Below are 22,169 nucleotides of genomic sequence, written 5' to 3'. Positions count from 1 at the left end.
ATGCCCAGCCGCAGAGGTAGGAGGGAAACCACCGGCCAGCCGATCCCGAGCATGCGGGAGGCCGCACGCGCCGACACCGAGATCAACTCGTGTTCGCCGGTCGGGCTGCCGGCCACCGCACGGATGCTGTTCGCCGTGGTCGACGCCGACGGAAAACTCGTCCGGGGGCTCGGCGCCACCTCGGCCACCCGGCTCGCCGCCGGGATGTACCAGGTCGCGTTCGACCAGGACGTGGCCGGAGCGGCGTACGTCGGATCGGTGGGCCCCGCGACGGCGAACGGGCTGGTCCCGCAGGGTGTCATCACCGTGGCGCCGCGCTCGGGTATCGCGAACGCCGTGTTCGTCGAGACGCACGGCACGAGCGGGCACGTGGACCGTCCGTTCCACCTGGCCGTGCTGGCCTGACCGGACACGCAGACGAGCGCACGGCGCCGCACGACCTCCGGTCGTAACGTCGCCGCGCTCCGGCCGTCTCCCACCGCCGCAGCCGTACAGGCGGTACGCCAGCGGGGACTTGGCTCGACCGGCCCGTCCCGCACCGGTCTTGTCGGCAGCACATGCCCCTTCTCCGGGGATCCAAACCGGATCGGCGTGGGGAATTCCACCATCTGCGACTCCCGGCGTGGCGGGCGCGTGATCGGGGTATGAGCGGGCCATGGAGCATTTCACTATCGCGACAGTCGCCGAGAAGAGTCCCGACTTCCGCCGCGTGCTCTGGACCGGGGAGCACACCCAGCTGGTCATCATGACCATTCCGCCGGGCGGCGAGATCGGCGAGGAGGTCCACGAGGGCATCGACCAGATCCTCACGTTCGTCAGCGGCACCGGCGAGGCCCGGGTGGCCGGCGAGAAGAAGGAGGTCGTCTCCGGCGACCTCGTGGTCGTCCCGGCCGGCACGAAGCACAACTTCGTCAACACCGGGCCGAACCCGCTGGTGCTCTACACCGTCTACGGCCCGCCGGAGCACGCCGACGGCGCGGTGCACAAGACGAAGGAGGAGGCGGACGCCGCCGAGGAGGCCGGCGAGGACGAGCCGCCGACGTCCTGACGCCCGGTGCGCACGTGTTAAGCGGGGGCCCCTGCTATACCGGAGACGTTAAGAAGGGGCCCCTCCTTGCATCAGGCCGGGGTATTTCAGGCCGGCACCGGTGTTCAGCACCACCACGCGCTCGCCGGGACGGATCCAGCCACCGGCCCGCAGGTGCCGGGCGGCGGTCAGGCAGGCCGCGCCCTCCGGGCAGAGCAGCAGCCCCTCGCGGGCGGCGAAGTCGCGCAGGTCGGTGAGGATCTCCGCGTCGTCCACGGCGATCGCGGTGCCGGCGCTCTCCCGCAGCGCGGACAGGATCAGCTCGTCGCCGAGCGGGGCGGGCACGGTGATGCCGAACGCGACGGTGCGCGCGTCCTCCCACGGGGTGACGCGGTCCTCGCCGGCCGCGAACGCCCGCACGATCGGCGCGCATCCGGTGGACTGCACCGCTACCAGCCGGGGCAGCCGGTCCTCGACCCAGCCCAGCTCGCGCAGCTCGTGCAGCGCCTTGTGGATGCCGATCAGCCCGACGCCCCCGCCGGTCGGGTAGACGATCACGTCGGGCACCTGCCAGCCGAGCTGCTCGACGATCTCGTACCCCATGGTCTTCTTGCCTTCGAGGCGGTACGGCTCGCGCAGCGTGCCCGCGTCGAAGATCCGCCCGTCCGACCCGGCGATCAGCTCGGCGATGTCCCGGCCGGCGTCGTTGATCAGGCCGTCGATCAGCCGCAGGTCCGCGCCGGCGGCGAGGCACTCCTCCCGGCAGATGGTCGGCGCGGCCAACGGCATGGCGATCGTCGCGCCCATCCCGGCCCGCGCCGCGTACGTGGCCCAGGCCGCCCCGGCGTTGCCGTTCGTCGGCATGGCGATCCGCTCCACGCCCAGCTCCCGGGCTCGGCTCACACCCACCGACGCGCCCCGCGCCTTGAACGACCCGGTCGGGGTCAGCCCCTCGTCCTTGACGAGCAGATCCGCGATGCCGATCTCGTGGCCGTACGCGGGCGCGCGCCACATCGGCGTCCAGCCCTCGCTGAGCGTGGTGACGCACCGGGGATCGGCCACCGGCAGCAGCTCCCGGTAGCGCCACAGGTCGGCCGGGCGCAGCCCGAACTGCTCCGGGGCCACGGTGGCGGCCACCTCGGCGAGGTCGTAGCGGGCCAGCAGCGGCGAGCCGCAGCCGCACAGGTTCTGCAACACGTCGGCCGGATGGTCACGACCGCAGCGCGGGCACTCCAGGTGCGTCAGGTGCACGGTGGTCCTCAGCTCGCGTCGATGCTCAGCCAGTGCCGGCTGCGCCGGCCCGGCTCGTACGGGGAGTCGAGGCGTTTCGCCACCACTCCCGGGAGCCCCTGCTCACGGGCGGCCCGCAGGGCGTCCGCACCGACTCCCGGGAACCACGGCGGAGTCTGCCAGTGCGGACCGGCGAGCGCCAGACCGTCGAGCAGGTCACGGCGTTGCGCGTACGGCACCTCCAGGCTCGGCACGCCCTCCAGCCAGAGCAGGTCGACGGCGAGGAACTGCCCGTCGCGCCGGGTCGGCGGCCGGACCCGCCCGGCCGGGTCGATCCGGACCAGCACGCCGTCCAGAACCGCCTCGGCCGGGGCCAGCGCCTCGGCCATCGCCCGCAGCCAGGGGTACGACCCGGTGACCTCGTCGCCGTCGCCGTCGAGCAGCCGCAGCCGGCCGCCCGAGACGTACGCCATCGCGCGCACGCCCGCCCAGCGCAGCTCGTACCCCCAGGCGGCGGCGTCGCGCGGCAGCCGCCCACCCTCGGCGGGCCGCATCGGGCGGACCAGGTCGGGCATCGGCGTCCAGCCCTCCGGCGCCGGGTCGGTGCGCCTGATCATCCAGTCCCGGCCCCGCCCGCCGGTGGCGAACAGCACGTACCGCCCCTTCGTGCGCTCGCCGTCGAGCACCACGATCACCTCGTCGTCGCGCCACTTCTCGGCCCGGTAGGTGCCGGTGTCGTGCACTGTCATCCGGCCGCCGCCGTACTCCCCGGCGGGAATCTCCCCGTGGAACGTCAGGTACTCCATCGGGTGGTCCTCGGTGTGCACGGCGAGGTGGTTGCGGCCCGGGTCGCGGGGCAGGCCGCGCGGCACCGCCCAGGAGGCGAGCACGCCGTCGTGCTCCAGCCGCAGGTCCCAGTGCAGGCTCCGGGCGTGGTGCTGCTGGATGACGAAGCGGGGCGCGCGCCGCGCGGACCGCTTCCGGCCGGGCGCCCGCTCGGGCACCGGTTCCGGGGTACGCGCGGCGTCCCGTTTGCGCCGGTACTCGTCCAGCCGGTCCGCCATCCCCGCATCCTCCCCCAGACGCGCCGTGCGCGCCGGGATGCCGGTGTGTGTGCGGCGAACCGGGGTAGAACGGGGGACATGGACAGCGACCAGCCCACCCTTCCGCTCGCCGGTGACGTCCGGATCCCGCTGCTCGGCTTCGGCACGTGGCAGGCCACCGGCGAGGCCGGGTTCCAGGCCGTGCTCGCCGCGCTGGACGCCGGCTACCGGCACATCGACACGGCCACCATGTACGGCAACGAGAAGGAGGTCGGGCGGGCGGTCAAGGAGAGCGGGCTGCGCCGCGAGGACGTCTTCATCACCACCAAGCTGCCGCCGGACCGGGTGGGCCGGGAGCGGGAGACCATCGAGGCGAGCCTGGTCGCCCTGGACACCGACTACGTGGACCTGTGGCTGGTGCACTGGCCGCCGTCCGCGCCCGGCGACAGCATCCCGGTGTGGCGGGAGATGCTCGCCGCGCGGGACGAGAACATGGCGCGCACGGTCGGGGTGAGCAACTACTCGATCGGGCAGATCGACGAGCTGATCCAGGCCACCGAGGAGACGCCGGCGGTCAACCAGATCCGCTGGAGCCCCTCGCTGTACGAGCGGCACACGCACGCCGCCCACCGGGACCGGGGCGTGGCGCTGGAGGGGTACAGCCCGTTCAAGACCAGCGACCTGTCCGACCCGGTGCTGGTCCGCATCGCCCAGGCGCACGACGTGTCGCCGGCCCAGGTGGTGCTGCGCTGGCACATCGACCACGAGATCGTGGTCATCCCGAAGTCGGTCACGCCGGAGCGGATCCGGGCCAACGTCGACGTGTTCGGGTTCTCGCTCACCGCCGAGGAGATGCGCGACATCGACGCGCTCGCCGGCTGAGGCGTACCCGGGGGGAGGGGGCGCGGTCCGCGACGGACCGCGCCCCCTCCCGTGTGCGGTGGTCAGCCCCGGGCGCAGGTGGAGCCGTTGAGCGTGAAGCTGCTCGGTGCCGAGTAGCTGCCGTTGAGCGTCGCCTGGTAGCCGAAGGTGGTCGACGCGCCGGGCGACAGCGTGCCGTTGTAGCCGGCGTCGCGGGCGGTCACCGCGGAGCCGCTCTGGCTGACGGTGGCGTTCCACGCGTTGGTGACGGCCTGCCCGGAGGGCAGGTTGTAGTTGAGCGTCCAGCCGTTGATCGTGCCGGAGCCGGTGTTCTTGACCGTCACCTCGGCGGTGAAGCCGTTGTTCCACACGTTCGCCGCCTTGTAGGTGACGGTGCAGGACGCGCCGCCCGAGGGCGGGGGCGTGGTCGGCGCCGACGTGGTCGGCGGCGGGTTGGAGCCGCCGGTGTTGACGTTCTGCGAGAACGAGTTGACCGCCAGCCCGACGCCGCCCTGCCACGGCTCGAAGCCGGCCTGGATGCTGGTCAGGTACCAGTCGTTCGTGATCGCGCCCCGGTTGCGGGTGTCGTTGATGAACGCCAGCGCGTCGAAGCTGAAGCTGGGGATGGCCGACGGCGCCACGTACGAGATGACGTTGTTGGAGCCGTTGCTGCCGCGCCAGACCTCCCAGGTCCGGCCCGCGATGCTGGCGTTGCCGACCACCGAGCCGATGGGCTGGATCGAGCCCTGCCGGTTGAGCCAGATCATGATCTCCATCTGGTTGACGCCGTCCCGCTTGGGTGACGGGTCGAGCCAGATGTCGTACGCGGCGTCGTAGATCGCGCCGCTGACGTAGTTGTAGCTGATGCTGGACGGTGCGCTGCTGATGTTCTTCACCTGCACCGGCAGGTTCGTGCCGGGCGAGCAGTTGGTGTAGTGGCAGCCCACGAAGATCGACGGGTAGGCGACCGGCGCCCCGTTTGTCGGCGCGGAGCCGTCCGCCCGGGTGATCGAGAAGCCGGTCGAGGTGACGTTGATGCACTGCTGGGCGCTGGTGCCCCAGCGGTTGTTCTGCACCACGTACTTGCCGCCGATGGTGGTCGAGCCGTACTGCTCGCAGATCTGCGTGTCGGCGGAGGCGGTGCCGCCGAGCGCTACGGCGACGATGGTGCCGGCGGCCAGCAGGCCGGCTGCGGCGAGAGCCCTGAGTGGACGCTTCATGATGCTCCTTGGCTCGGCGCGGGGACGGCGCCGGTTCGGTCGGTGCTACGGACGGGAGCGCTCCCACGGTGCATGCAATACATTTACATGTCTCGAATCATTGCGCAAATGCGCCGGGCTCGTTAACGCTCCGCGTACGGCCGGTGGTGCGACCGAGTGCCACGGCCGACCCCTTCCCCCAGATGGAGGCGGGATTCCTGCCGGTGGGACGGGGTGTGCCGCCGACCGGCGGCCCGCACCGGGGCGAGCGGGCACTTCCGCCGCCTGGTTGCGGCGAGTAATGTCTTGCCTCCAACGCGTGCCGTTCCCCTCCGGAGGCGTAACCCACCATGGGTGGTTCACCCCTGCGCGTCCTCGTCGTCGGCGCGGGCATCGCCGGACTCGCCGTCGCCCGGGCGCTTCGCCTGGCGGGATTCCGGCCCGACGTCACCGAGCGGCTGCCACCCGCGGAGTCGACAGACACCGGCCTCTACCTGCCGGGCAACGCGGCCCGGGCGATGCGCCGGCTCGACCTCGACGGCCCGCTGCGCCCGCTCGGCCAGGTGATCCACCGGCAGCGCTTCCTCGACGCCGCCGGTGCGCCGCTGTGCGAGGTCGACCTCGACGCGCTCTGGACCGGAGTGGGGGAATGCCGGGCGCTGCCCCGGGCCGAGCTGCACCGGGTGCTGCTCACCGGCGCCGGCGGCGCGGTCCGCCACGGCGCCGAGGTCAGCACCGTCGACCCGCTGCCCGGAGGCGTGGCGGTCGGCTTCACCGACGGCACCAGCGCGGAGTACGACCTGGTCGTCGGCGCGGACGGCCCACGCTCGGCGGTACGCACGCTCGCCGCGCTCGGCGGGCCGCCCCGCCCCGCCGGTCACGTGGTCTACCGGGCCCTCGTGCGCGGCGGCCCGCGGATCGCCGACTGGACCGCCCTGCTCGGCCAGCGGGCCGGGTTCCTGGTGGTGCCGCTCGGCGCCGGGCGGCTCTACTGCTACGCCGACGAGGCCGGCACCGACCTGCCCGCCGACCCGCTCGCCCGGCTGCGCGAGCTGTTCGGCTCCTACGGCGGCCCCGTCCCGGAGGTGCTGGACGCGCTGGAGACGGTGTGCGTCGAGCGCACCGAGGAGGTCGAGCTGGGGCGGTGGTTCCACGGCCGGGTGCTGCTCGTCGGTGACGCCGCTCACGCCACCGCGCCGACGCTCTCCCAGGGCGCGGCCATGGCGCTGGAGGACGCCGTCGTGCTCGCCGAGTCGCTGCGCGCCGCCGGCAGCGTCGACGCCGCGCTGCTGGCGTACGAGAGTCGCCGCCGCCCGCGTACCCGCTGGGTGCGGGACCGGACCCGGGACCGCAACCGCACCCGCGACGTGCCGCCGGCGCTGCGCGACCCGTTGCTGCGCGGACGCGGCGGACGGATCTTCCGGGAGCACTACCGGCTCCTGACCGGCCCGCTCTAGGCGGCCGGAGATCGTAGCCGCCCACCCCACGCGGCGGGGCCACCTACCGGGGACTATCCTCCTTGCGGATGACGGCTGCGCCGATGACCAGCGCGCCGAGCGGGACAACCAGAACCGGAGGCCACTCGTGACCACCGTCGCACCCAAGCCGGTCGTGACCCGGCCCTGGCCGGTCCGGGAGCCGGTCAAGGGGTCGGCCCTCGCGCGGCTGTTGCGCACCACGGACGCGAAGCAGATCGGGATCATGTACATGGTCACCGCGTTCGTGTTCTTCATGATCGGTGGCCTGATGGCCCTGATCATGCGTGCCGAACTGGCGCGGCCGGGCCTGCAGTTCCTGTCGCCCGAGCAGTACAACCAGCTCTTCACGATGCACGGCACGATCATGCTGCTGTTCTTCGCGACGCCGATCGTGTTCGCCTTCGCGAACTACGTGGTGCCGCTGCAGATCGGCGCGCCGGACGTGTCGTTCCCGCGGCTCAACGCCTTCGCGTACTGGCTCTACCTGTTCGGCGGCACGCTCGCCACGGCGGGCTTCATCGCCCCCGGCGGCGCGGCCGACTTCGGCTGGACCGCGTACACGCCGCTGAGCACCGCCGACCACGCCCCGGGCGTCGGCGCGAACATGTGGGTCGTCGGCCTGGCCATCTCCGGTCTGGGCACGATCCTCGGCGCGGTCAACCTGATCACCACGATCCTGACCCTGCGCGCGCCCGGCATGACCATGTTCCGGATGCCGATCTTCACCTGGAACATGCTGGTCACCAGCCTGCTGGCGATCCTGGTCTTCCCGCTGCTGGCCGCCGCGCTGTTCGCGCTCGCCGCGGACCGCCTGATGGGCGCCCACGTGTACGACCCGGCGACCGGCGGGCCGATGCTGTGGCAGCACCTGTTCTGGTTCTTCGGTCACCCCGAGGTGTACATCATCGCGCTGCCGTTCTTCGGCATCATCAGCGAGATCATCCCGGTGTTCTCCCGGAAGCCGATCTTCGGCTACAAGGGCCTGGTGGCCGCCACCATCGCCATCGCCGCGCTGTCGATGAGCGTCTGGGCGCACCACATGTTCGCCACCGGCCAGGTGCTGCTGCCGTTCTTCAGCTTCCTGAGCTACCTGATCGCGGTGCCCACCGGTATGAAGTTCTTCAACTGGATCGGCACCATGTGGCGGGGCCAGATCACCTTCGAGACGCCGATGCTGTTCTCGATCGGCTTCCTGGTGACGTTCCTCTTCGGTGGTCTCACCGGTGTGCTGCTGGCCAGCCCGCCGCTCGACTTCCACCTGCACGACTCGTACTTCGTGGTGGCGCACTTCCACTACGTGCTCTTCGGCACCATCGTGTTCGCCGTCTTCGCCGGCATCTACTTCTGGTTCCCGAAGATGTTCGGCCGGATGCTCGACGAGCGCCTCGGTAAGATCCACTTCTGGCTGACCATGATCGGCTTCCACACCACGTTCCTGGTGCAGCACTGGCTGGGCAACGAGGGGATGCCGCGCCGGTACGCCGACTACCAGGCCATCGACGGCTTCACCACGCTGAACACGATCTCCACGATCGGCGCGTTCATCACCGGTATCTCGACGCTGCCGTTCATCTGGAACTGCTGGAAGTCGTACAAGACCGGCCCGGTCGTCGAGGTCGACGACCCGTGGGGCTACGGCAACTCGCTCGAGTGGGCCACCAGCTCCCCGCCGCCGCTGCGCAACTTCGACCGCATGCCGCGCATCCGCTCCGAGCGGCCGGCCTTCGACGCGAAGTTCCCCGAGCTGGCCGCCGGGCAGAGCCTGGCCGGACCGCCCGAGGGTGGTGCCAAGCCGCTGACCAGCGAGGTCAACGGTGGCGCCAGCTACCAGGAGGACACCGCAGGCAACCTCGACCAGCGCTGAGTTTCGCGCCGTCACGTCGAGCCGGGCGCCGCACTCCCTGACGGGGGCGCGGCGCCCGCCCTTTTCCCTGCCCGCCCTGTCCCGCCTGTCCCGATCCGCCCGTCCCCGTCGATCATGAAGTTGACGGCAGTTCGTGTCCGTTTTGTCGCTGCCAACCTCATGATCGACGGGGTGAGGCGGGGTGAGGCGGGGGCGCGGCACCAGTTCGGGGAAGTGGTGGTGTCCGGGGTACCTGGACCCAGCCACTTCCCCGTTCTGGCTTCGCTCTGCCTTGGGCGCTCCGGTGATCAAGGTTGTGTCGTCCTGGGGTGCCTGAGGGGACGCCAACTCCTTGGTCAACTTGCAGGGTGGTGGGGTTCGGGGCCGGGGACATCGCGCGGGCACCAGTTCGGGGGAGTGGGGGTATCCGGGGTGCGTGGACCCAGCCACTTCCCCGTTTTGGCTCCGCCCCTGCCTCGGGCGCTCCGGTGATCAAGGGGTTTGTGTGGTCCTGCGGTGCCTGAGGGGACGCCAACTCCTTGGTCAACTTCGGGGAGGGTGGGGTTCCGGGCCGGCGGGGGCGTCACGCAGGCACATGTTCGGGGGAGTGGGGGTGTCAAGGGCACCTGGACCCAGCCACTTCCCCGTTCTGGCCTCGCCCTCCGCCTCGCGGAGACACGAACTCCGGCCGAGGGGTCAGCGGGGGGCTAGGGCCAGGTCGGGATCCAGGGTCGGGGTGGGGGCCGGGGTGCGGCGGTGGCGCAGCTCGATCGGGAGCACCACCAGCGCCACCAGCGCCCCGATCGCGCCGGTGACCGCGAAGCCCCACGCGGGCGCGGAGGCGTCGATCACCGCGCCGGCCAGCGGTGCGCCGAGCGCGATGCCCACCGTCACGGCGGAGCCGTGCAGCCCCATCGCCACACCGCGTACGGAGGGCGGGGCCAGCCGGCTGACCGCGTCGGAGGTGGACGCGAGGGTGGGCGCGCAGAGCGCACCGGCCGGGATCAGCGCGAGACAGAGCAGCCACCAGTGCGATCCGCCCAGCCCGACCGGGATGGTGGCGAGGCTCAGCACCGCCACCAGCGCCAGCGGGGAGAACGAGCGGCGTACCGCGCCGTATGCGAAGCCACCCACCAGCGAGGCGACCGCCCAGGCGGCGAGCACGACGCCGGTCCAGCCGACCTCGCCGCCGGAGCGGAGCACGGCGACCACTGCGACGTCGGTGCCGCCGAGCACGAGGGTGGCGGCGAGGCTGACCGCCAGCACGGCGAGCAGGCGCGGGGTGAGCCACTCGCGGCGGTGCACCGGGCGCTGCGGCCCGGTCTGCTCGTCGGCGGCCCGCACCGGCGGGTTGAGCAGCCAGAAGCAGATGCCGGAGCCGACGATCCCGGCGCCGACCGCCCACAGCGTCAGGCGCGGCGTGACGGCGGTGGCCAGGGCGACGGCGAGCGCCGGGCCGACCATGAACGACAGCTCCATCGCCATCGAGTCCAGCGCGTACGCGGGGCGGCGCTTCTCGGCCGGCACGAGCGCGGCGATCGACTGGCGGATCATCGAGAAGATCGGCAGCGCGAGCAGCCCGGCGAGGAACGCGGCCGGCAGCAGCACCGGGTACGGCAGTGTGGGCGCGGCGGACCAGAACAGCGCCTCGGCGACGGTGGTGAGCACCAGCACCGGCCGCAGTCCCCGGCGGTCGATGAGCCGCCCGAGCAGCGGGGCGCCGACCGCCGCGCCGATGGTCGACGCGGCGCCGACCAGGCCGGCGGCGCCGTAGCCGCGGCCCAGGTCGAGCACCACGTAGAAGGTGAGCGTCACCCCGGTGGCGGTGAGCGGCACGCGGGCCAGCACCGACACCAGCAGCAACGATCGGACACCGGGTAGGGCGAGCGCCTCCCGGTAAGGCTTCAGGTTCACGACGGTCCGTACCTCCGGCGTCATCCTGGGGCCGGGGTACGACACCCGCAAGCGATTACCGGGTCAAGCGGTGGCGATCACAGGCTCGCCCACCATTGTCACCCCGGCGCCGTCGAGGGCCCGCAGCGCCACGTCGAGCGTGTCCGGCGCGACGGCGGCGGTCAGGTCGAGCAGCACAGTGGTCCGGAAACCCTCCCGGGCGGCGTCCAGCGCGGTCGCGCGCACGCAGTGGTCGGTGGCGATGCCGACCACGTCGACCCGGTCCACGTCGTGCCGGCGCAGCCAGTCGGCCAGGCACTCGCCGTCGGGCGCATGGCCTTCGAAACCGGAGTACGCGGCCGCGTGCTCGCCCTTGTGGAAGATCGCCTCCACCCGGTCGGTCGCCAGCTCGGGGTGGAACTCGGAGCCGGAGGTGCCGACCACGCAGTGCCGGGGCCAGGAGTCGACGTAGTCCGGCGGGTCGCCGAAGTGCGCGCCCGGGTCGATGTGGTAGTCCTTCGTCGCGACCACGTGGTCCCACCGGTCCGGCTCGGCGGCGAGCAGCCGGGAGATCCCGGCGGCCACTCCCGCCCCGCCGCCGACCGCGAGGGAGCCGCCCTCGCAGAAGTCGTTCTGCACGTCCACGATGATCAGGGCGTTCGCCATCGGGTTCCTCCTCAGCTCGCGGGTACGACGGTGACGGGGACGGCCGGGTCGCCGGCGGAGAGCTTGAGCCCCTCCCACGGGATGGAGATCAGGCACTGGCGCAGGTGGTCCCGCGACTCCTCCAGCGTGGGCAGTGTCTCCGGCTCGCCCGACACCACGTACGAGCGCTGGAGCAGCCGGTCGTTGGGCTGCCGGTCCGGCACGCCCTGCGGGACGATGACCTCCTCGGTGGCGGTCCCGGTCGGCTTGTGCCGGCGGACCGCGACCTTCCGGCCGCCGATGGTGGCCTTGTGCTCGGAGCGTTTGACCACCGGCCGCCCCTCCACCTCGACCAGCTTGTAGACCAGTCCGGCGGTGGGCGCGCCGGAGCCGGTCACCACGGCGGTGCCGGCGCCGTACATGTCCACCGGTTCGGCGGCGAGCGCGGCGATCGCGTACTCGTCGAGGTCACCGGAGACGATGATCTTCGTCTCGGTGGCGCCCAGCGAGTCGAGCAGCTCGCGGGACTGCTGGGCGATCACCGCGAGGTCGCCGGAGTCGATCCGGACCGCCCGCAGCTCCGGCCCGGCCACCGCGATCGCGTTGCGGATGCCCTGGGCGATGTCGTACGTGTCGACCAGCAGCGTGGTGTCCTTGCCCAGCGTGGCGACCTGGGACGCGAACGCGGCCCGCTCGTCGTCGTGCAGCAGCGTGAAGGCGTGCGCGGCGGTGCCCGCGGTGGGGATGCCGTAGCGCTGCCCGGCGGCCAGGTTGGAGGTGAACCGGAACCCGGCCAGGTACGCGGCCCGCGCCGCGGCGACGGCGGCCTCCTCGTGCGCGCGGCGGGAGCCCATCTCGATCAGCGCCCGCCCCCGTGCGGCGGTGACCATCCGGGCCGCGGCGGCGGCGACCGCGCAGTCGTGGTTGAGCACCGACAGCACGAGCGTCTCCAGCACCACGCACTCGGCGAACGTGCCGGACACGGTGAGGATCGGGGAGCCGGGGAAGAACAGCTCGCCCTCGGCGTAGCCGTCGATGTCGCCGGTGAAGCGGTAGTCGGCCAGCCACTGCGCGGCCCGGTCGTCCACCACACCGGTACGGCGCAGGAAGTCGATCTCGGCCGGTTCGAACCGGAAGTCGCGGATCATCTCGATCAACCGGCCGGTGCCGGCGACCACCCCGTACCGGCGCCCGGCCGGCAGCCGCCGGCTGAACACCTCGAAGACGCAGCTCCGGTCGGCCGTGCCGTCACGCAGCGCGGCGCTGACCATGGTCAGCTCGTAGTGGTCGGTCAGCAGCGCGGGGCGAAGGGTGCTCACCGCTCCAGCCTAGAGTTCAGTCCGGCTCCGTGCCGTCGTGCCCCGGCATCGACCGCAGCGCGGCCCGCAACTCGCCGCGCCCGGCGACGCCGAGCTTGCTGTAGACGCGCTGGAGGTGGTTCTCCACCGTTCGCGTGGACAGGAACAGCCGCTCCGCGATGGCCCGGCTGGTCACCCCGTCGGCGGCCAGGCGGGCGACCTCCCACTCCCGGTCGCTGAGCGTCGGGCGGAGCCGCCGCAGCGCCGGGGTGGAGATCTCGTCGCAGCGGCGCAGCAGGTCGGCGAGGCGTTCCCGGACCGGCCCGGTGGCGCCGGCGCGGGCGTTCCGCGTCCGGTGCAGCGCCATGGCGGTCGCCTCGGCGGCGTACACGGTCAGCTCGCGGTCGGCGAAACCGTCGGCGACGGCCAGCAGGGCGTCCGGGGCGCCGTCGGCGGCGGCCCGGCCGAACCGGGCGACGAGCGGCGGCAGCACGCCGTCGACCTTCTCGGAGAGCTCGGCCAGGCGTTGCGCCACGGTGCGCCGGCCGCCGTCGGTGCAGGTCGGGCCGACCGGCGCGGCGGCCTGGTCGAACCGGACCAGGTCGAGCAGGACGAGCAGCTCGTGCCCGGCCAGGCCGTCCTCGCGCAGCCGGTCGGCGAGCGCGCACAGGTGCTTGGTGGCCGCCGGCAGGTCACCCGTCGCGGCCTGGACCGCGCCCCGGGCCTGCTCCAGCCAGGGATAGAGCACGGCCATGCCGGGTGCGTGCGTCCGGTCCGCCTCGGCCATCGCGTCGGCCGCGTGCGTCACGTCCCCGCGCAGCGCGGCGGCCTGGGCGCGCTCGGCGTGCGCCAGCCCGGCGTACACGCGGCTGGTGGCGAGCACCGCGCACGCCTCCAGGCTGGTCCGCAGCGCCTCGTCGCCGCGCCCGCGCAGCCGCGCCGCGTACGCCTGGAGGATGGCCAGGTAGCCGGTGCCGAGCCGGAAGTCACCGGCCCCGGCCAGGTCGGCGAACTCGTCGGCGACTATCGCGTCGATGCCGGGCAGGTCGCCGGAGAGCGTCAGCCGGGTGCCCCGGGCCAGCTCCATGGCGAGCTGGAGGTAGGGCATGTCGGCCCGCCAGCACGCCGCCTCGGCCTGGACCCGGGCGATCGCGGTGGCGCTGCGCTGATACTGCCCCTGCGCGGCCTGGAGGTGGGCCAGCGTGCAGCGGGCCAGCTCCCGGGCGGCCATCGGGGCGGCCGGGCGGTCGAGCACCTCCTGGGCCAGCCGTACCGCGACGTCGACGTCGAGCCGGTGCAGTCGCATGATGGCCTCGAACGCGCGTACGCGAGTCCGGTCGGCGGGGTCGCGCAGCTCCTCGCCGCGCGCGGCGATCTCCTCCACCGTGGACTCCCGGTTGAGTCCCCAGTAGCTGACCATGCCCCGGACCGTCAGCCACCGGCTGCGCCGGCGGTCGTCGTGGATCTCCCCGGCGACCTGGTCGAGCACGCTGATCGCCTCGTCCGGCCGGTCGCCGAACATCAGGATGGTGGCCAGCAGCTCGGCCGCGTCGGTACCGCCGCCGGCCTCCAGCGCGGCGCGGGCCAGCCGGGTGGCCAGCGGCACGTCGTACCGGCCGAACGCCTGGACCGCCGCGTCGAGCAGCAGGGCGACGTCCTGCGCCGTGCCCGAGTCGAGCCGCCACACCGCGACCCGCAGCAGGTCGTCGCGGCGGCGCGTGCCGACCTGCTCCAGCAGCCCGGCGAGGGTGGCCTGGAGCCGGCGGGTGCGGCTGACCGGGCAGTGCCGGCGCATCACCTCGCCGTAGAGCGGGTGCGCCAGGCGGACGTTGAGCCGCCGGTCGTCGTGGATCAGGGTGATGAGCCCGCGCTCCTCGGCCGTCTCCACGTCCGCCGGGTCGACCGCCCGTTCCAGCAGTTGCAGGCCCAGCGGCTCGCCGAAGGCGACCAGCTCGACCACCGCCCGGACGCCGGGGGTGAGCTGCCCGATCCGGGTGTCGATCAGGTCGGTGAGGCTGGGCGCCAGCTCCAGCCGCCCGGTCCAGGTCCAGATCCCGTACGTGCGGCGCAGCTCGTCGTCGGCGGCCAGGACCAGCTCGCGCAGCAGCAGCGGGTTGCCGGCGCAGAGCTGGAAGAGCCGGTCGGAGGAGCCGGCGTCGACCGGTCCACCCAGGATGGCGGCGAGCAGACCGGTGGTCTCGCTGCGGCCGAGCGGGCCCAGTTCGACCAGTTCGACCAGGTCGTCGGTCCAGAGCGCGCGGATCGGCAGCGGGATCTGCTCGCCGTTGCGCAGCGTCCCGATGACTGTGGCGTTCTCGGAGCGGGCGACCAGGTGCACCAGCGCGGCCGAGGGTGGGTCGAGCAGGTGCGCGTCGTCGATGGCGAGGACGATGGGCCGGCCGGCGGCCTGTTCCTGCAGCACGTCGACGGCCCAGCGCAGGATTCCGGCGGGGGAGAGCCCCTGCGGCTGGGTGGCGGGCAGCACCTGGACGAGCCCGCCGAAGGGGAGCGCGGCGGTGGTGGCGCTGGCCGCGATGGACCAGATCGCGTACCGCTCGGGGGAGAGCTCGGAGACGCCCTCGCGCAGCAGCCGGCTCTTGCCGACCCCGGCGTCGCCGCTGAAGAGCAACCCGCGCCCTCCGGGTCGGCCGATCGTCGACAACAGACGGTTGAGTTCATCCCTACGGCCGACGAACTCCCACCTACTCATCGGAGCAGCATATCGACCGTGTTCCGTCCGCGTGCGGGCCGTTACGCAGTGAAGTTGAGTAATCTGGCCGTTACCCATGAGTATCGGAGGTGTTCGTTGTCGGATGGCCGACAGCCGTACTCTTCCGACAGCCCCTGCAACCAGGGAAAAGCCGCGACCGGCACCCCGGTCGCCTGACCGGGAGGCCACCTGATGACGCCGGGTCCACTCCCCTCGGTCGACGTGCCCGACCCGCGCCGTCAGGCCGGCCCGCCCGGGTGCGCCCCGCTGCCGACCCGGCTCGGGGCGGCCACGCCCGGACCGGACGATCCGATGGCCGTGGTCGTCGCCGGCCCGGCCGGCGCCGGCCGGCGCGAGGTGATCGCCGGCCTGCTCGGGATCGACTCCGCGACGCTCGCCGTGCCCGTGGGAAGCAACCTGCTGGTCCAGCACGCCGCCGAGAAGGCGACCCGCGCCGCGTACGTCCCGGGCTACCGCCAGCCGCACGCCTACGGCGCCGACCCGATGGCGACCGGCCCGGCGCTGGCCCGGCCGCCACGCCGGGTCGAGCTGAGCCTGCCCGACCCGCTGCTGCGGCACTTCGCCGTGGTCGACACGCCGGACACCGGCACGCTCGGCGTGGCCGGCGGCCGGGTGCTGCGCGACGCCGTCGGCCGGGCGGGCGCGCTGCTCTTCGTGATCTCCGCCGACCAGGCGTTCAGCGCGGCCGAGCTGCACCTGCTCGCCGAGATGGCGCGCGCCCGGGTCGAGGTGTTCTTCGCCGTCACCCCCGGCACGACCGGCTGGACCGCGTCGGCCGACGGCCCGGCGGCGGAGGCCACCGGTCCGTCCGCCCGCCGGCTCGACCCGGTGTCGGTCTCCATCGAGGCGCACCGCGCGGCGCTGCTGGCCGCGGTGCCGGCGCTCACCCCGGCCCGGTGGTTCCCGGCCCGCCGGGCCGAGCTGCCGCACCTGCGGCGTGCGCTGGTCGGCTGGGCCGCCGACGAGGGACTGCGCCGCGGCAGCGCAAGCCCGCCGGTGCCGCCCGGCGCGCACGGCCGGGTGCCGGTGCTGGCCGGCGTCGAGCCCGGCGAGCTGGCGGACCGGATCGACAGGGGGTCACGAGCCTGCGCCCGCCGGATCCGTCAGCACCTCGCCCTGGAGTTGGCGAACATCCACCTGCGGGTGGTGCAGGAGATCGTCTTCGGGGTCGGCTGCGCCGGCCTGCCGCAGATGCTCGACCGCGAACTGGAGGCGCTGTCGCTGCTCGCCACCGCGCAGTGCGACGAGGCCGTCCGCGGTCTCGTCGACGCCGCCGCCGCCCGGGTCTTCGGCGCGCCGCTGGCAGAGGGCGTACGCGGGCGGATCGCGCACGCGGTGCGCTGTAGCCTGGCCGACCATCCGGACGGCCGGGAGCTGGACCGGGTCCTCCTGGTCACCAGCACGGCCGGGGTCGCCGCGCTGACCGGCGAAGGCGCTCTCGACGCCCTGGCCGGGCTGCCCGGCGGGCAGCGGGACGAGATGCTCCCGCCCGTGGGCGTCGCCCTCAACGGCGGCTGCTGGCAGCACTGGCGGGCGACCGACAACAACGACCCGAACGCCGCCCGGTCCTGGGCCCAGCGCGCGCTGCGCGAGGTCGAACTCGAACTGTCCCGCGAGGTGTCCCGCCGCTTCGAGGTGATCCGTCTCTCGCTGACCGGGGTGCTCGCCGATGCTGTCGACCACGGCATCCTGCTTGCCTGACCACGGCGCGGGCACACCGCGACCCGGGCTCGCGTACGCGGCCCGGGCGGGTGACGACGGCCGCCGCGGTGTTCCGGTTCATCGGTTCCCCGGATCCGGTGGCACGATGGGGGGCATGGCGGCTCCACAGGTTGCGCCGGTCGAGACGCCGGACACCGAAGAGGTGCCGGTCTCCGACCGGCCGTGGGTGACCATCGTCTGGGACGATCCGGTCAACCTGATGACGTATGTGACCTGGGTGTTCCAGAAGCTCTTCGGATACAGCCGGGAGAAGGCGGAGCGGCTCATGCTGGACGTGCACCACAAGGGCAAGGCCGTGGTGTCCACCGGCGCCCGGGAACGGATGGAGCACGACGCGGCGCAGCTGCACGCGTACGGTCTCTGGGCGACGGTGGAGAGGTCATGAGCATGTTCCGCCGCCGGGGCGACCACTACGTGGCGACGTTCGCCGTCGACGAGGTCCGGGTGCTGCGCAAGGTCGCCGCCGAGGTGGTCGGGCTGCTGACCGACGGCTTCGACCACGGTGACCCGGTGGTCGGCCGGCTCTTCCCCGACGTCTACCCGGACGACGACGCCGGCACCGCCGAGTTCCGCCGCTACACCGAGGGCGATCTGAAGACCGGGAAGATCGACCAGGCGGGCGCGATCCTCGCCGCCCTGCCCGACGGCGACTCCGGCGGCGAGGTGCGACTCGACGCGGAGGCGGCCGAAGCGTGGCTGCGCGCGCTCAACGACGCCCGGCTGGCGATGGGCGTACGCCTGGAGATCAAGGACGGCACCGACCTGGGTGAGGAGCTCGACGACGCGGTCGCCGAGGACCCCGGTTCGTCCCGGGTGTTCCAACTGTCGGTCTACGCCTACCTCGGTTATCTGCAGGAGTCCCTGCTCAACGCGCTCATCGACTGAGTGGTGACGGTTGCCACCTCGCCGCCCGGCCCGGCCAGGGGCTAGGCTGGTGGCGTGCTGAGCATCGACCGGTCGATCATCGACGCGATCGTCGCCCACGCGCGTCGGGACCACCCGGACGAGGCGTGCGGCGTGGTCGCCGGCCCCGTCGGCAGCGACACCCCGACCCGGCACATCCCGATGGACAACGCGGCCCGCTCCATGACCTTCTACGAGTTCGACTCGATGGAGCAGTTGCGGGTGTGGCGGGAGATGGACGACCGCGACGAGGAGCCGGTGGTGATCTACCACTCGCACACCGCGACCGAGGCCTACCCGTCCCGCACGGACGTCTCCTTCGCCGGCGAGCCGGGCGCGCACTACCTGCTCGTCTCGACCCGCGAGCCCGACACCGAGGAGATCCGCTCCTTCCGGATCGTCGACGGCGTGATCACCGAGGAACCGGTGAAGATCGTGGATGCCGCCGTGGACCCGAACGCCGTCCAGTCCTACATGTTCGGGCAGAGCCCGGCGACGGTCGACTACGAGTGTTCCGACCGCTGACCTTCAGCGCCGGCACCTTCCTTTTCCCGTCACCTGGCACCATCCCGAACGAGGAGCACGAGACATCATGGCCATCGAGGTTCGCATCCCCACCATCCTGCGCAGCTACACCGGCGGCGCGAAGGTCGTCGAGGGCAGCGGCGACACGCTCGCCGACCTGATCGCCGACCTGGATTCGCGGCACGGCGGCCTGAAGGCCCGCCTGGTCACCGACGCGGGCGTGCTGCACCGGTTCGTCAACGTCTACGTCAACGACGAGGACGTCCGTTTCCTGGGCGCGCTCGACGCCAAGCTCAACGACGGCGACAGCGTGACCATCCTGCCGGCCGTGGCCGGTGGCGCGTTCGGCTTCGCGGCCGCCGCGGCGATCGCCTCGCACGCGGTCTCCACGCGCGCCGCCCGCTGAGGGGGCCCGCGATGGCGCGGTACGACAGCCTGCTCGACGCGTGCGGTGGCACCCCGCTGGTCGGGTTGCCCCGCCTCTCGCCGACGGTTCCCGCCGGGGCGCCGCCGGTGCGGCTCTGGGCCAAGCTGGAGGACCGGAACCCGACCGGCAGCATCAAGGACCGCGCGGCGCTGTACATGGTGCGCGCGGCCGAGGAGGCCGGCCGGCTCCGTCCCGGTGACACGATCCTGGAGCCGACCAGCGGCAACACCGGCATCTCGCTGGCCATGGTGGCGAAGCTGCGGGGCTACCGGCTGGTCTGCGTGATGCCGGAGAACGTCTCCACCGAGCGGGTGCAGCTGCTCCGGATGTACGGCGCGGAGATCATCTTCTCGCCGGCCGCCGGTGGTTCGAACCAGGCCGTCGCGACCGCGAAGCAGATCTCCGCCGAGCACCCGGACTGGGTGATGCTCTACCAGTACGGCAACGAGGCGAACGCCCGGGCGCACTACGAGACGACCGGACCGGAGCTGCTGCAGGACCTGCCGGGCATCACCCACTTCGTGGCCGGGCTGGGCACCACCGGCACGCTCATGGGCACCGGCCGCTTCCTGCGGGAGAAGGTCGACGGGATCCAGATCGTGGCGGCCGAGCCGCGGTACGGCGAGCTGGTCTACGGTCTGCGCAACATCGACGAGGGCTACGTGCCCGAGCTGTACGACGCGGGTGTGCTGTCCCGCCGCTTCTCCGTGGGCACCCGGGACGCCGTGCTGCGGACCCGGCAGCTCGTCGAGGTGGAGGGCATCTTCGCCGGGTTCTCCACCGGCGCCATCCTGCACGCCGCGCTCGCGGTGGCGCACGAGGCGGTCCGCGACGGCCGCCGCGCCGACGTGGCGTTCGTGGTCTGCGACGGCGGCTGGAAATACCTGTCGACCGGCGCGTACGGCGGCACGCTCGCCGACGCCGAGGAGTCGCTGGAGGGGCAGCTCTGGGCCTGACGGTCCGGCGACGGTCCGGCCGGTGGTGTCCCCGCCGGCCGGACCGCCGCGCCTGCCCGGAGCGGACGTGTATGGGTGTCACGTTGATGACAACTTCCGGCAGATGATTCTTGCCCGACCGGGGCGGCGCGTAGGCTGCGCAGCGTGGCGAGCGCGTCGGTAGAGATCATCGGCGGCGTCGCCGCCGGCGCATCGACTACTCATGGTGAGATCGAGGCCACCGGATGAGACTGACCGTCCTCGGCTGCGCGGGCAGCTTCCCGGGCCCCGAATCGCCCTGCTCGGCCTATCTCATGGAAGCCGAGGGCTTCCGGCTCCTGATCGACTTCGGCGTGGGTTCGCTCTCCACGCTCCAGCGCTACGTCGGGCTGCACGCCCCCGACGCGGTCCTCCTCACCCACCTGCACTGCGACCACATGTTCGACGCGGTGTCCTACGTGGTGGTGCGCCGGTACGCGCCGGACGGTCCGTACCCGCCCCTGCCGATGTACGCCCCCTCCGGCGCGCCCGACCGGCTCGCCGCCGCGTACGGGCAGGAGGAGGGCTCGGTGGAGGACGTCTACCAGTTCTACGGTCTCCAGCCGGGCACGTTCCCGATCGGCCCGTTCAGCGTCACCGTCGACCGGATGAATCACCCGGTCGAGACGTACGGGGTGCGGCTGGAGCACGGCGGGCGGGTGTTCTGCTACTCCGCCGACACCGCGCCCTGCGAGGCGTTGCTGCGCCTGGCCCAGGACGCCGACGTGTTCCTCTGCGAGGCGAGCTACATGGACGGCGTGGAGAACCCGCCGGATCTGCACCTGACCGGCCGGGAGGCGGGCGAGGCGGCCACCAAGGCGGGCGTGGGGCGGCTGCTGCTCACCCATCTCGTACCGGCCTGGGGCAGCGAGTCGCAGACGGTGGAGGCGGCGGCCGGGGCGTACGCCGGGCCGCTGGACGTGGTGCGGCCCGGCGCCTGCTACGACGTGTGACCCCGGCGGCGGCCGGGCCGTGTCGGCGGACACCCGCGGACGATCCGATCACCGCACCGCATAGGGTGCAGGCATGGCGCGACCTGACGGGCGGGAGCCCGACCAACTCCGACCGGTGACCCTGACCCGGGGCTGGAGCACCCACCCGGAGGGTTCGGTGCTCGTCGAGTTCGGCGCGACCCGGGTGCTCTGTACGGCGAGCGTCACCGAGGGCGTGCCGCGCTGGCGCAAGGGTTCCGGGCTGGGCTGGGTGACAGCCGAGTACGCGATGCTGCCCCGGGCCACGAACACGCGCTCGGACCGGGAGAGCGTGCGCGGCAAGGTCGGCGGGCGTACCCATGAGATCTCCCGTCTGATCGGCCGCAGCCTGCGTGCCTGCGTGGACCTCAAGGCGCTCGGCGAGAACTCGATCGTGCTCGACTGCGACGTGCTCCAGGCCGACGGCGGCACCCGGACCGCGGCGATCACCGGCGCGTACGTCGCGCTGCACGACGCGGTGACCTGGCTGGCCGAGCGCAAGGCGCTGGCCGGCAAGGTGGAGAAGGTGATGCACCGTTCGGTGGCGGCGGTGAGCGTCGGGGTGATCGGCGGCGAGCCGATGCTCGACCTCTGCTACGCCGAGGACGTCACCGCCGAGGTCGACATGAACGTGGTGTGCACCGGCGCCGGCGACTTCGTCGAGGTGCAGGGCACCGGCGAGGCGGGTGTCTTCGCCCGCGATCAGCTCGACGCGCTGCTCGACCTGGGCGTGGCGGGCTGCCTGGAACTGGCCGACGCGCAGCGGAAGGCGCTCTCGTCATGAACAAGGTCCTGCTGGCCACCCGGAACCGGAAGAAGCTCGTCGAGCTGCAGCGGATCCTGGACGGCGCGCTCGGCGCGCACCGGATCGCGCTGCTCGGCCTCGACGACGTCGAGGAGTACCCGGAGCTGCCGGAGACCGGCCTCACGTTCGGCGAGAACGCGCTGATCAAGGCGCGGGAGGGCTGCCGGCGTACCGGCCTGCCGACGATCGCCGACGACTCGGGGCTGGCGGTGGACGCGCTCAACGGCATGCCGGGTGTGTTCAGCGCCCGCTGGTCCGGCCGGCACGGCGACGACCACGCCAACCTCCAGCTCGTGCTGGACCAGGTCGGCGACGTGCCGGACGAGCACCGGGGCGCGGCGTTCGTCTGCACCGTCGCGCTGGTGCTGCCGGGCGGCAAGGAGCACCTGGTCGACGGCCGCCAGTCCGGCCGGCTGCTGCGCGCGCCGCGTGGCGAGGGCGGCTTCGGCTACGACCCGATCTTCCTGGGCGACGGGCAGGAGCGCACCAACGCGGAGCTGACGCCCGAGGAGAAGGACGCGGTCAGCCACCGCGGCAAGGCGCTGCGGGAGCTGGCCAAGCTGGTCGCGAAGGTGCTCCCGCCCGCCACCTGAG

General features: G+C 72.8%; 21 protein-coding genes. 14 read left to right on the top strand and 7 right to left on the bottom strand.

Annotated elements, in window-relative coordinates; genetic code table 11:
* Window positions 1-405 carry a hypothetical protein gene (locus O7542_RS20300; protein ID WP_043326228.1) on the top strand — a complete coding sequence of 135 codons (405 nt, stop codon included), beginning with the start codon at window positions 1-3 and terminating at the stop codon, window positions 403-405.
* A gap of 250 nt (window positions 406-655) precedes the next feature.
* The gene (locus O7542_RS20295; protein WP_013284343.1) at window positions 656-1,048 is read left to right on the top strand and encodes a cupin domain-containing protein; all 393 of its coding nucleotides are present in this window, start codon (window positions 656-658) and stop codon (window positions 1,046-1,048) included.
* 48 nt (window positions 1,049-1,096) lie between these two features.
* Here O7542_RS20295 and O7542_RS20290 read toward each other — a convergent pair whose 3' ends face one another.
* The gene (locus O7542_RS20290; protein ID WP_281605065.1) at window positions 1,097-2,278 is read right to left on the bottom strand and encodes a threonine synthase; all 1,182 of its coding nucleotides are present in this window, start codon (window positions 2,276-2,278) and stop codon (window positions 1,097-1,099) included.
* A gap of 8 nt (window positions 2,279-2,286) precedes the next feature.
* Entirely contained in the window at window positions 2,287-3,321 is a 1,035-nt protein-coding gene (locus tag O7542_RS20285) for a DNA polymerase ligase N-terminal domain-containing protein (RefSeq protein ID WP_281605064.1), read from the bottom strand.
* A 78-nt stretch (window positions 3,322-3,399) separates the two neighbouring features.
* Between O7542_RS20285 and O7542_RS20280 the strand changes: the two genes are divergently transcribed.
* Window positions 3,400-4,182 (top strand): aldo/keto reductase, encoded by a 783-nt coding sequence (locus O7542_RS20280; RefSeq protein WP_281605063.1) that lies wholly within the window; start codon window positions 3,400-3,402, stop codon window positions 4,180-4,182.
* A 62-nt stretch (window positions 4,183-4,244) separates the two neighbouring features.
* Here the strand turns inward: O7542_RS20280 and O7542_RS20275 are convergent, their stop codons facing one another.
* Window positions 4,245-5,381, bottom strand: a complete 1,137-nt coding sequence (locus tag O7542_RS20275; RefSeq protein ID WP_281605062.1) for a cellulose binding domain-containing protein — start codon at window positions 5,379-5,381, stop codon at window positions 4,245-4,247.
* Window positions 5,382-5,710: 329 nt separating this feature from the next.
* Here O7542_RS20275 and O7542_RS20270 point away from each other — a divergent pair, with 329 nt between their 5' ends.
* Together O7542_RS20270 and ctaD are read left to right on the top strand one after the other, a co-directional pair.
* Window positions 5,711-6,817, top strand: a complete 1,107-nt coding sequence (locus O7542_RS20270; protein WP_043326218.1) for an FAD-dependent monooxygenase — start codon at window positions 5,711-5,713, stop codon at window positions 6,815-6,817.
* Between the two features lie 127 nt (window positions 6,818-6,944).
* A complete protein-coding gene (ctaD, locus tag O7542_RS20265) occupies window positions 6,945-8,702 on the top strand; it encodes a cytochrome c oxidase subunit I (protein ID WP_043326216.1) in 1,758 nt (585 codons plus the stop codon).
* A 675-nt stretch (window positions 8,703-9,377) separates the two neighbouring features.
* On the opposite strand, the gene O7542_RS20260 is transcribed toward ctaD, so the two are convergent.
* The 4 genes from O7542_RS20260 to O7542_RS20245 are packed head-to-tail and all read right to left on the bottom strand — an operon-like array spanning window position 9,378 to window position 15,227.
* Window positions 9,378-10,619 carry an MFS transporter gene (locus tag O7542_RS20260; RefSeq protein ID WP_281605061.1) on the bottom strand — a complete coding sequence of 414 codons (1,242 nt, stop codon included), beginning with the start codon at window positions 10,617-10,619 and terminating at the stop codon, window positions 9,378-9,380.
* Window positions 10,620-10,658: 39 nt separating this feature from the next.
* Entirely contained in the window at window positions 10,659-11,240 is a 582-nt protein-coding gene (locus O7542_RS20255; RefSeq protein ID WP_043326212.1) for an isochorismatase family protein, read from the bottom strand.
* 11 nt (window positions 11,241-11,251) lie between these two features.
* Window positions 11,252-12,538: a nicotinate phosphoribosyltransferase gene (locus O7542_RS20250; protein WP_210873613.1), complete on the bottom strand. Its 1,287-nt coding sequence runs from the start codon at window positions 12,536-12,538 to the stop codon at window positions 11,252-11,254.
* Window positions 12,539-12,554: 16 nt separating this feature from the next.
* Window positions 12,555-15,227 (bottom strand): LuxR family transcriptional regulator, encoded by a 2,673-nt coding sequence (locus tag O7542_RS20245; protein ID WP_064446921.1) that lies wholly within the window; start codon window positions 15,225-15,227, stop codon window positions 12,555-12,557.
* A gap of 192 nt (window positions 15,228-15,419) precedes the next feature.
* Here O7542_RS20245 and O7542_RS20240 point away from each other — a divergent pair, with 192 nt between their 5' ends.
* From O7542_RS20240 to rdgB, 9 genes are all read left to right on the top strand, one after another.
* Entirely contained in the window at window positions 15,420-16,949 is a 1,530-nt protein-coding gene (locus O7542_RS20240; RefSeq protein ID WP_113971898.1) for a hypothetical protein, read from the top strand.
* 115 nt (window positions 16,950-17,064) lie between these two features.
* Window positions 17,065-17,355 (top strand): ATP-dependent Clp protease adapter ClpS, encoded by a 291-nt coding sequence (gene clpS, locus O7542_RS20235; RefSeq protein ID WP_030501849.1) that lies wholly within the window; start codon window positions 17,065-17,067, stop codon window positions 17,353-17,355.
* Entirely contained in the window at window positions 17,352-17,855 is a 504-nt protein-coding gene (locus O7542_RS20230) for a DUF2017 domain-containing protein (RefSeq protein WP_030501848.1), read from the top strand. Before clpS ends, O7542_RS20230 begins: the two co-directional genes overlap by 4 nt.
* Window positions 17,856-17,909: 54 nt before the next feature.
* The gene (locus O7542_RS20225; protein ID WP_030501847.1) at window positions 17,910-18,398 is read left to right on the top strand and encodes a M67 family metallopeptidase; all 489 of its coding nucleotides are present in this window, start codon (window positions 17,910-17,912) and stop codon (window positions 18,396-18,398) included.
* Window positions 18,399-18,465: 67 nt separating this feature from the next.
* Entirely contained in the window at window positions 18,466-18,804 is a 339-nt protein-coding gene (locus tag O7542_RS20220) for a MoaD family protein (protein WP_030501846.1), read from the top strand.
* A gap of 11 nt (window positions 18,805-18,815) precedes the next feature.
* The gene (locus tag O7542_RS20215) at window positions 18,816-19,781 is read left to right on the top strand and encodes a pyridoxal-phosphate dependent enzyme (protein WP_043326204.1); all 966 of its coding nucleotides are present in this window, start codon (window positions 18,816-18,818) and stop codon (window positions 19,779-19,781) included.
* A gap of 224 nt (window positions 19,782-20,005) precedes the next feature.
* On the top strand, window positions 20,006-20,752 hold the full coding sequence (locus tag O7542_RS20210; RefSeq protein ID WP_043326202.1) for an MBL fold metallo-hydrolase: 747 nt from the start codon (window positions 20,006-20,008) through the stop codon (window positions 20,750-20,752).
* Between the two features lie 73 nt (window positions 20,753-20,825).
* Complete coding sequence (gene rph, locus O7542_RS20205) at window positions 20,826-21,554, top strand: ribonuclease PH (RefSeq protein WP_043326200.1); 729 nt, start codon at window positions 20,826-20,828, stop codon at window positions 21,552-21,554.
* Window positions 21,551-22,168: an RdgB/HAM1 family non-canonical purine NTP pyrophosphatase gene (rdgB, locus tag O7542_RS20200; protein ID WP_043326198.1), complete on the top strand. Its 618-nt coding sequence runs from the start codon at window positions 21,551-21,553 to the stop codon at window positions 22,166-22,168. The genes rph and rdgB overlap by 4 nt, the downstream gene beginning before the upstream one ends.
* Window position 22,169: the final 1 nt, after the last annotated feature.

This window comes from Micromonospora sp. WMMC264, assembly GCF_027497275.1.
In the GTDB taxonomy this organism is placed as follows: Bacteria; Actinomycetota; Actinomycetes; order Mycobacteriales; family Micromonosporaceae; genus Micromonospora; species Micromonospora chalcea.
The sequence above is the reverse complement of the archived record's forward strand: the minus strand, read 5'-3'. Positions and strand labels throughout refer to the sequence as shown.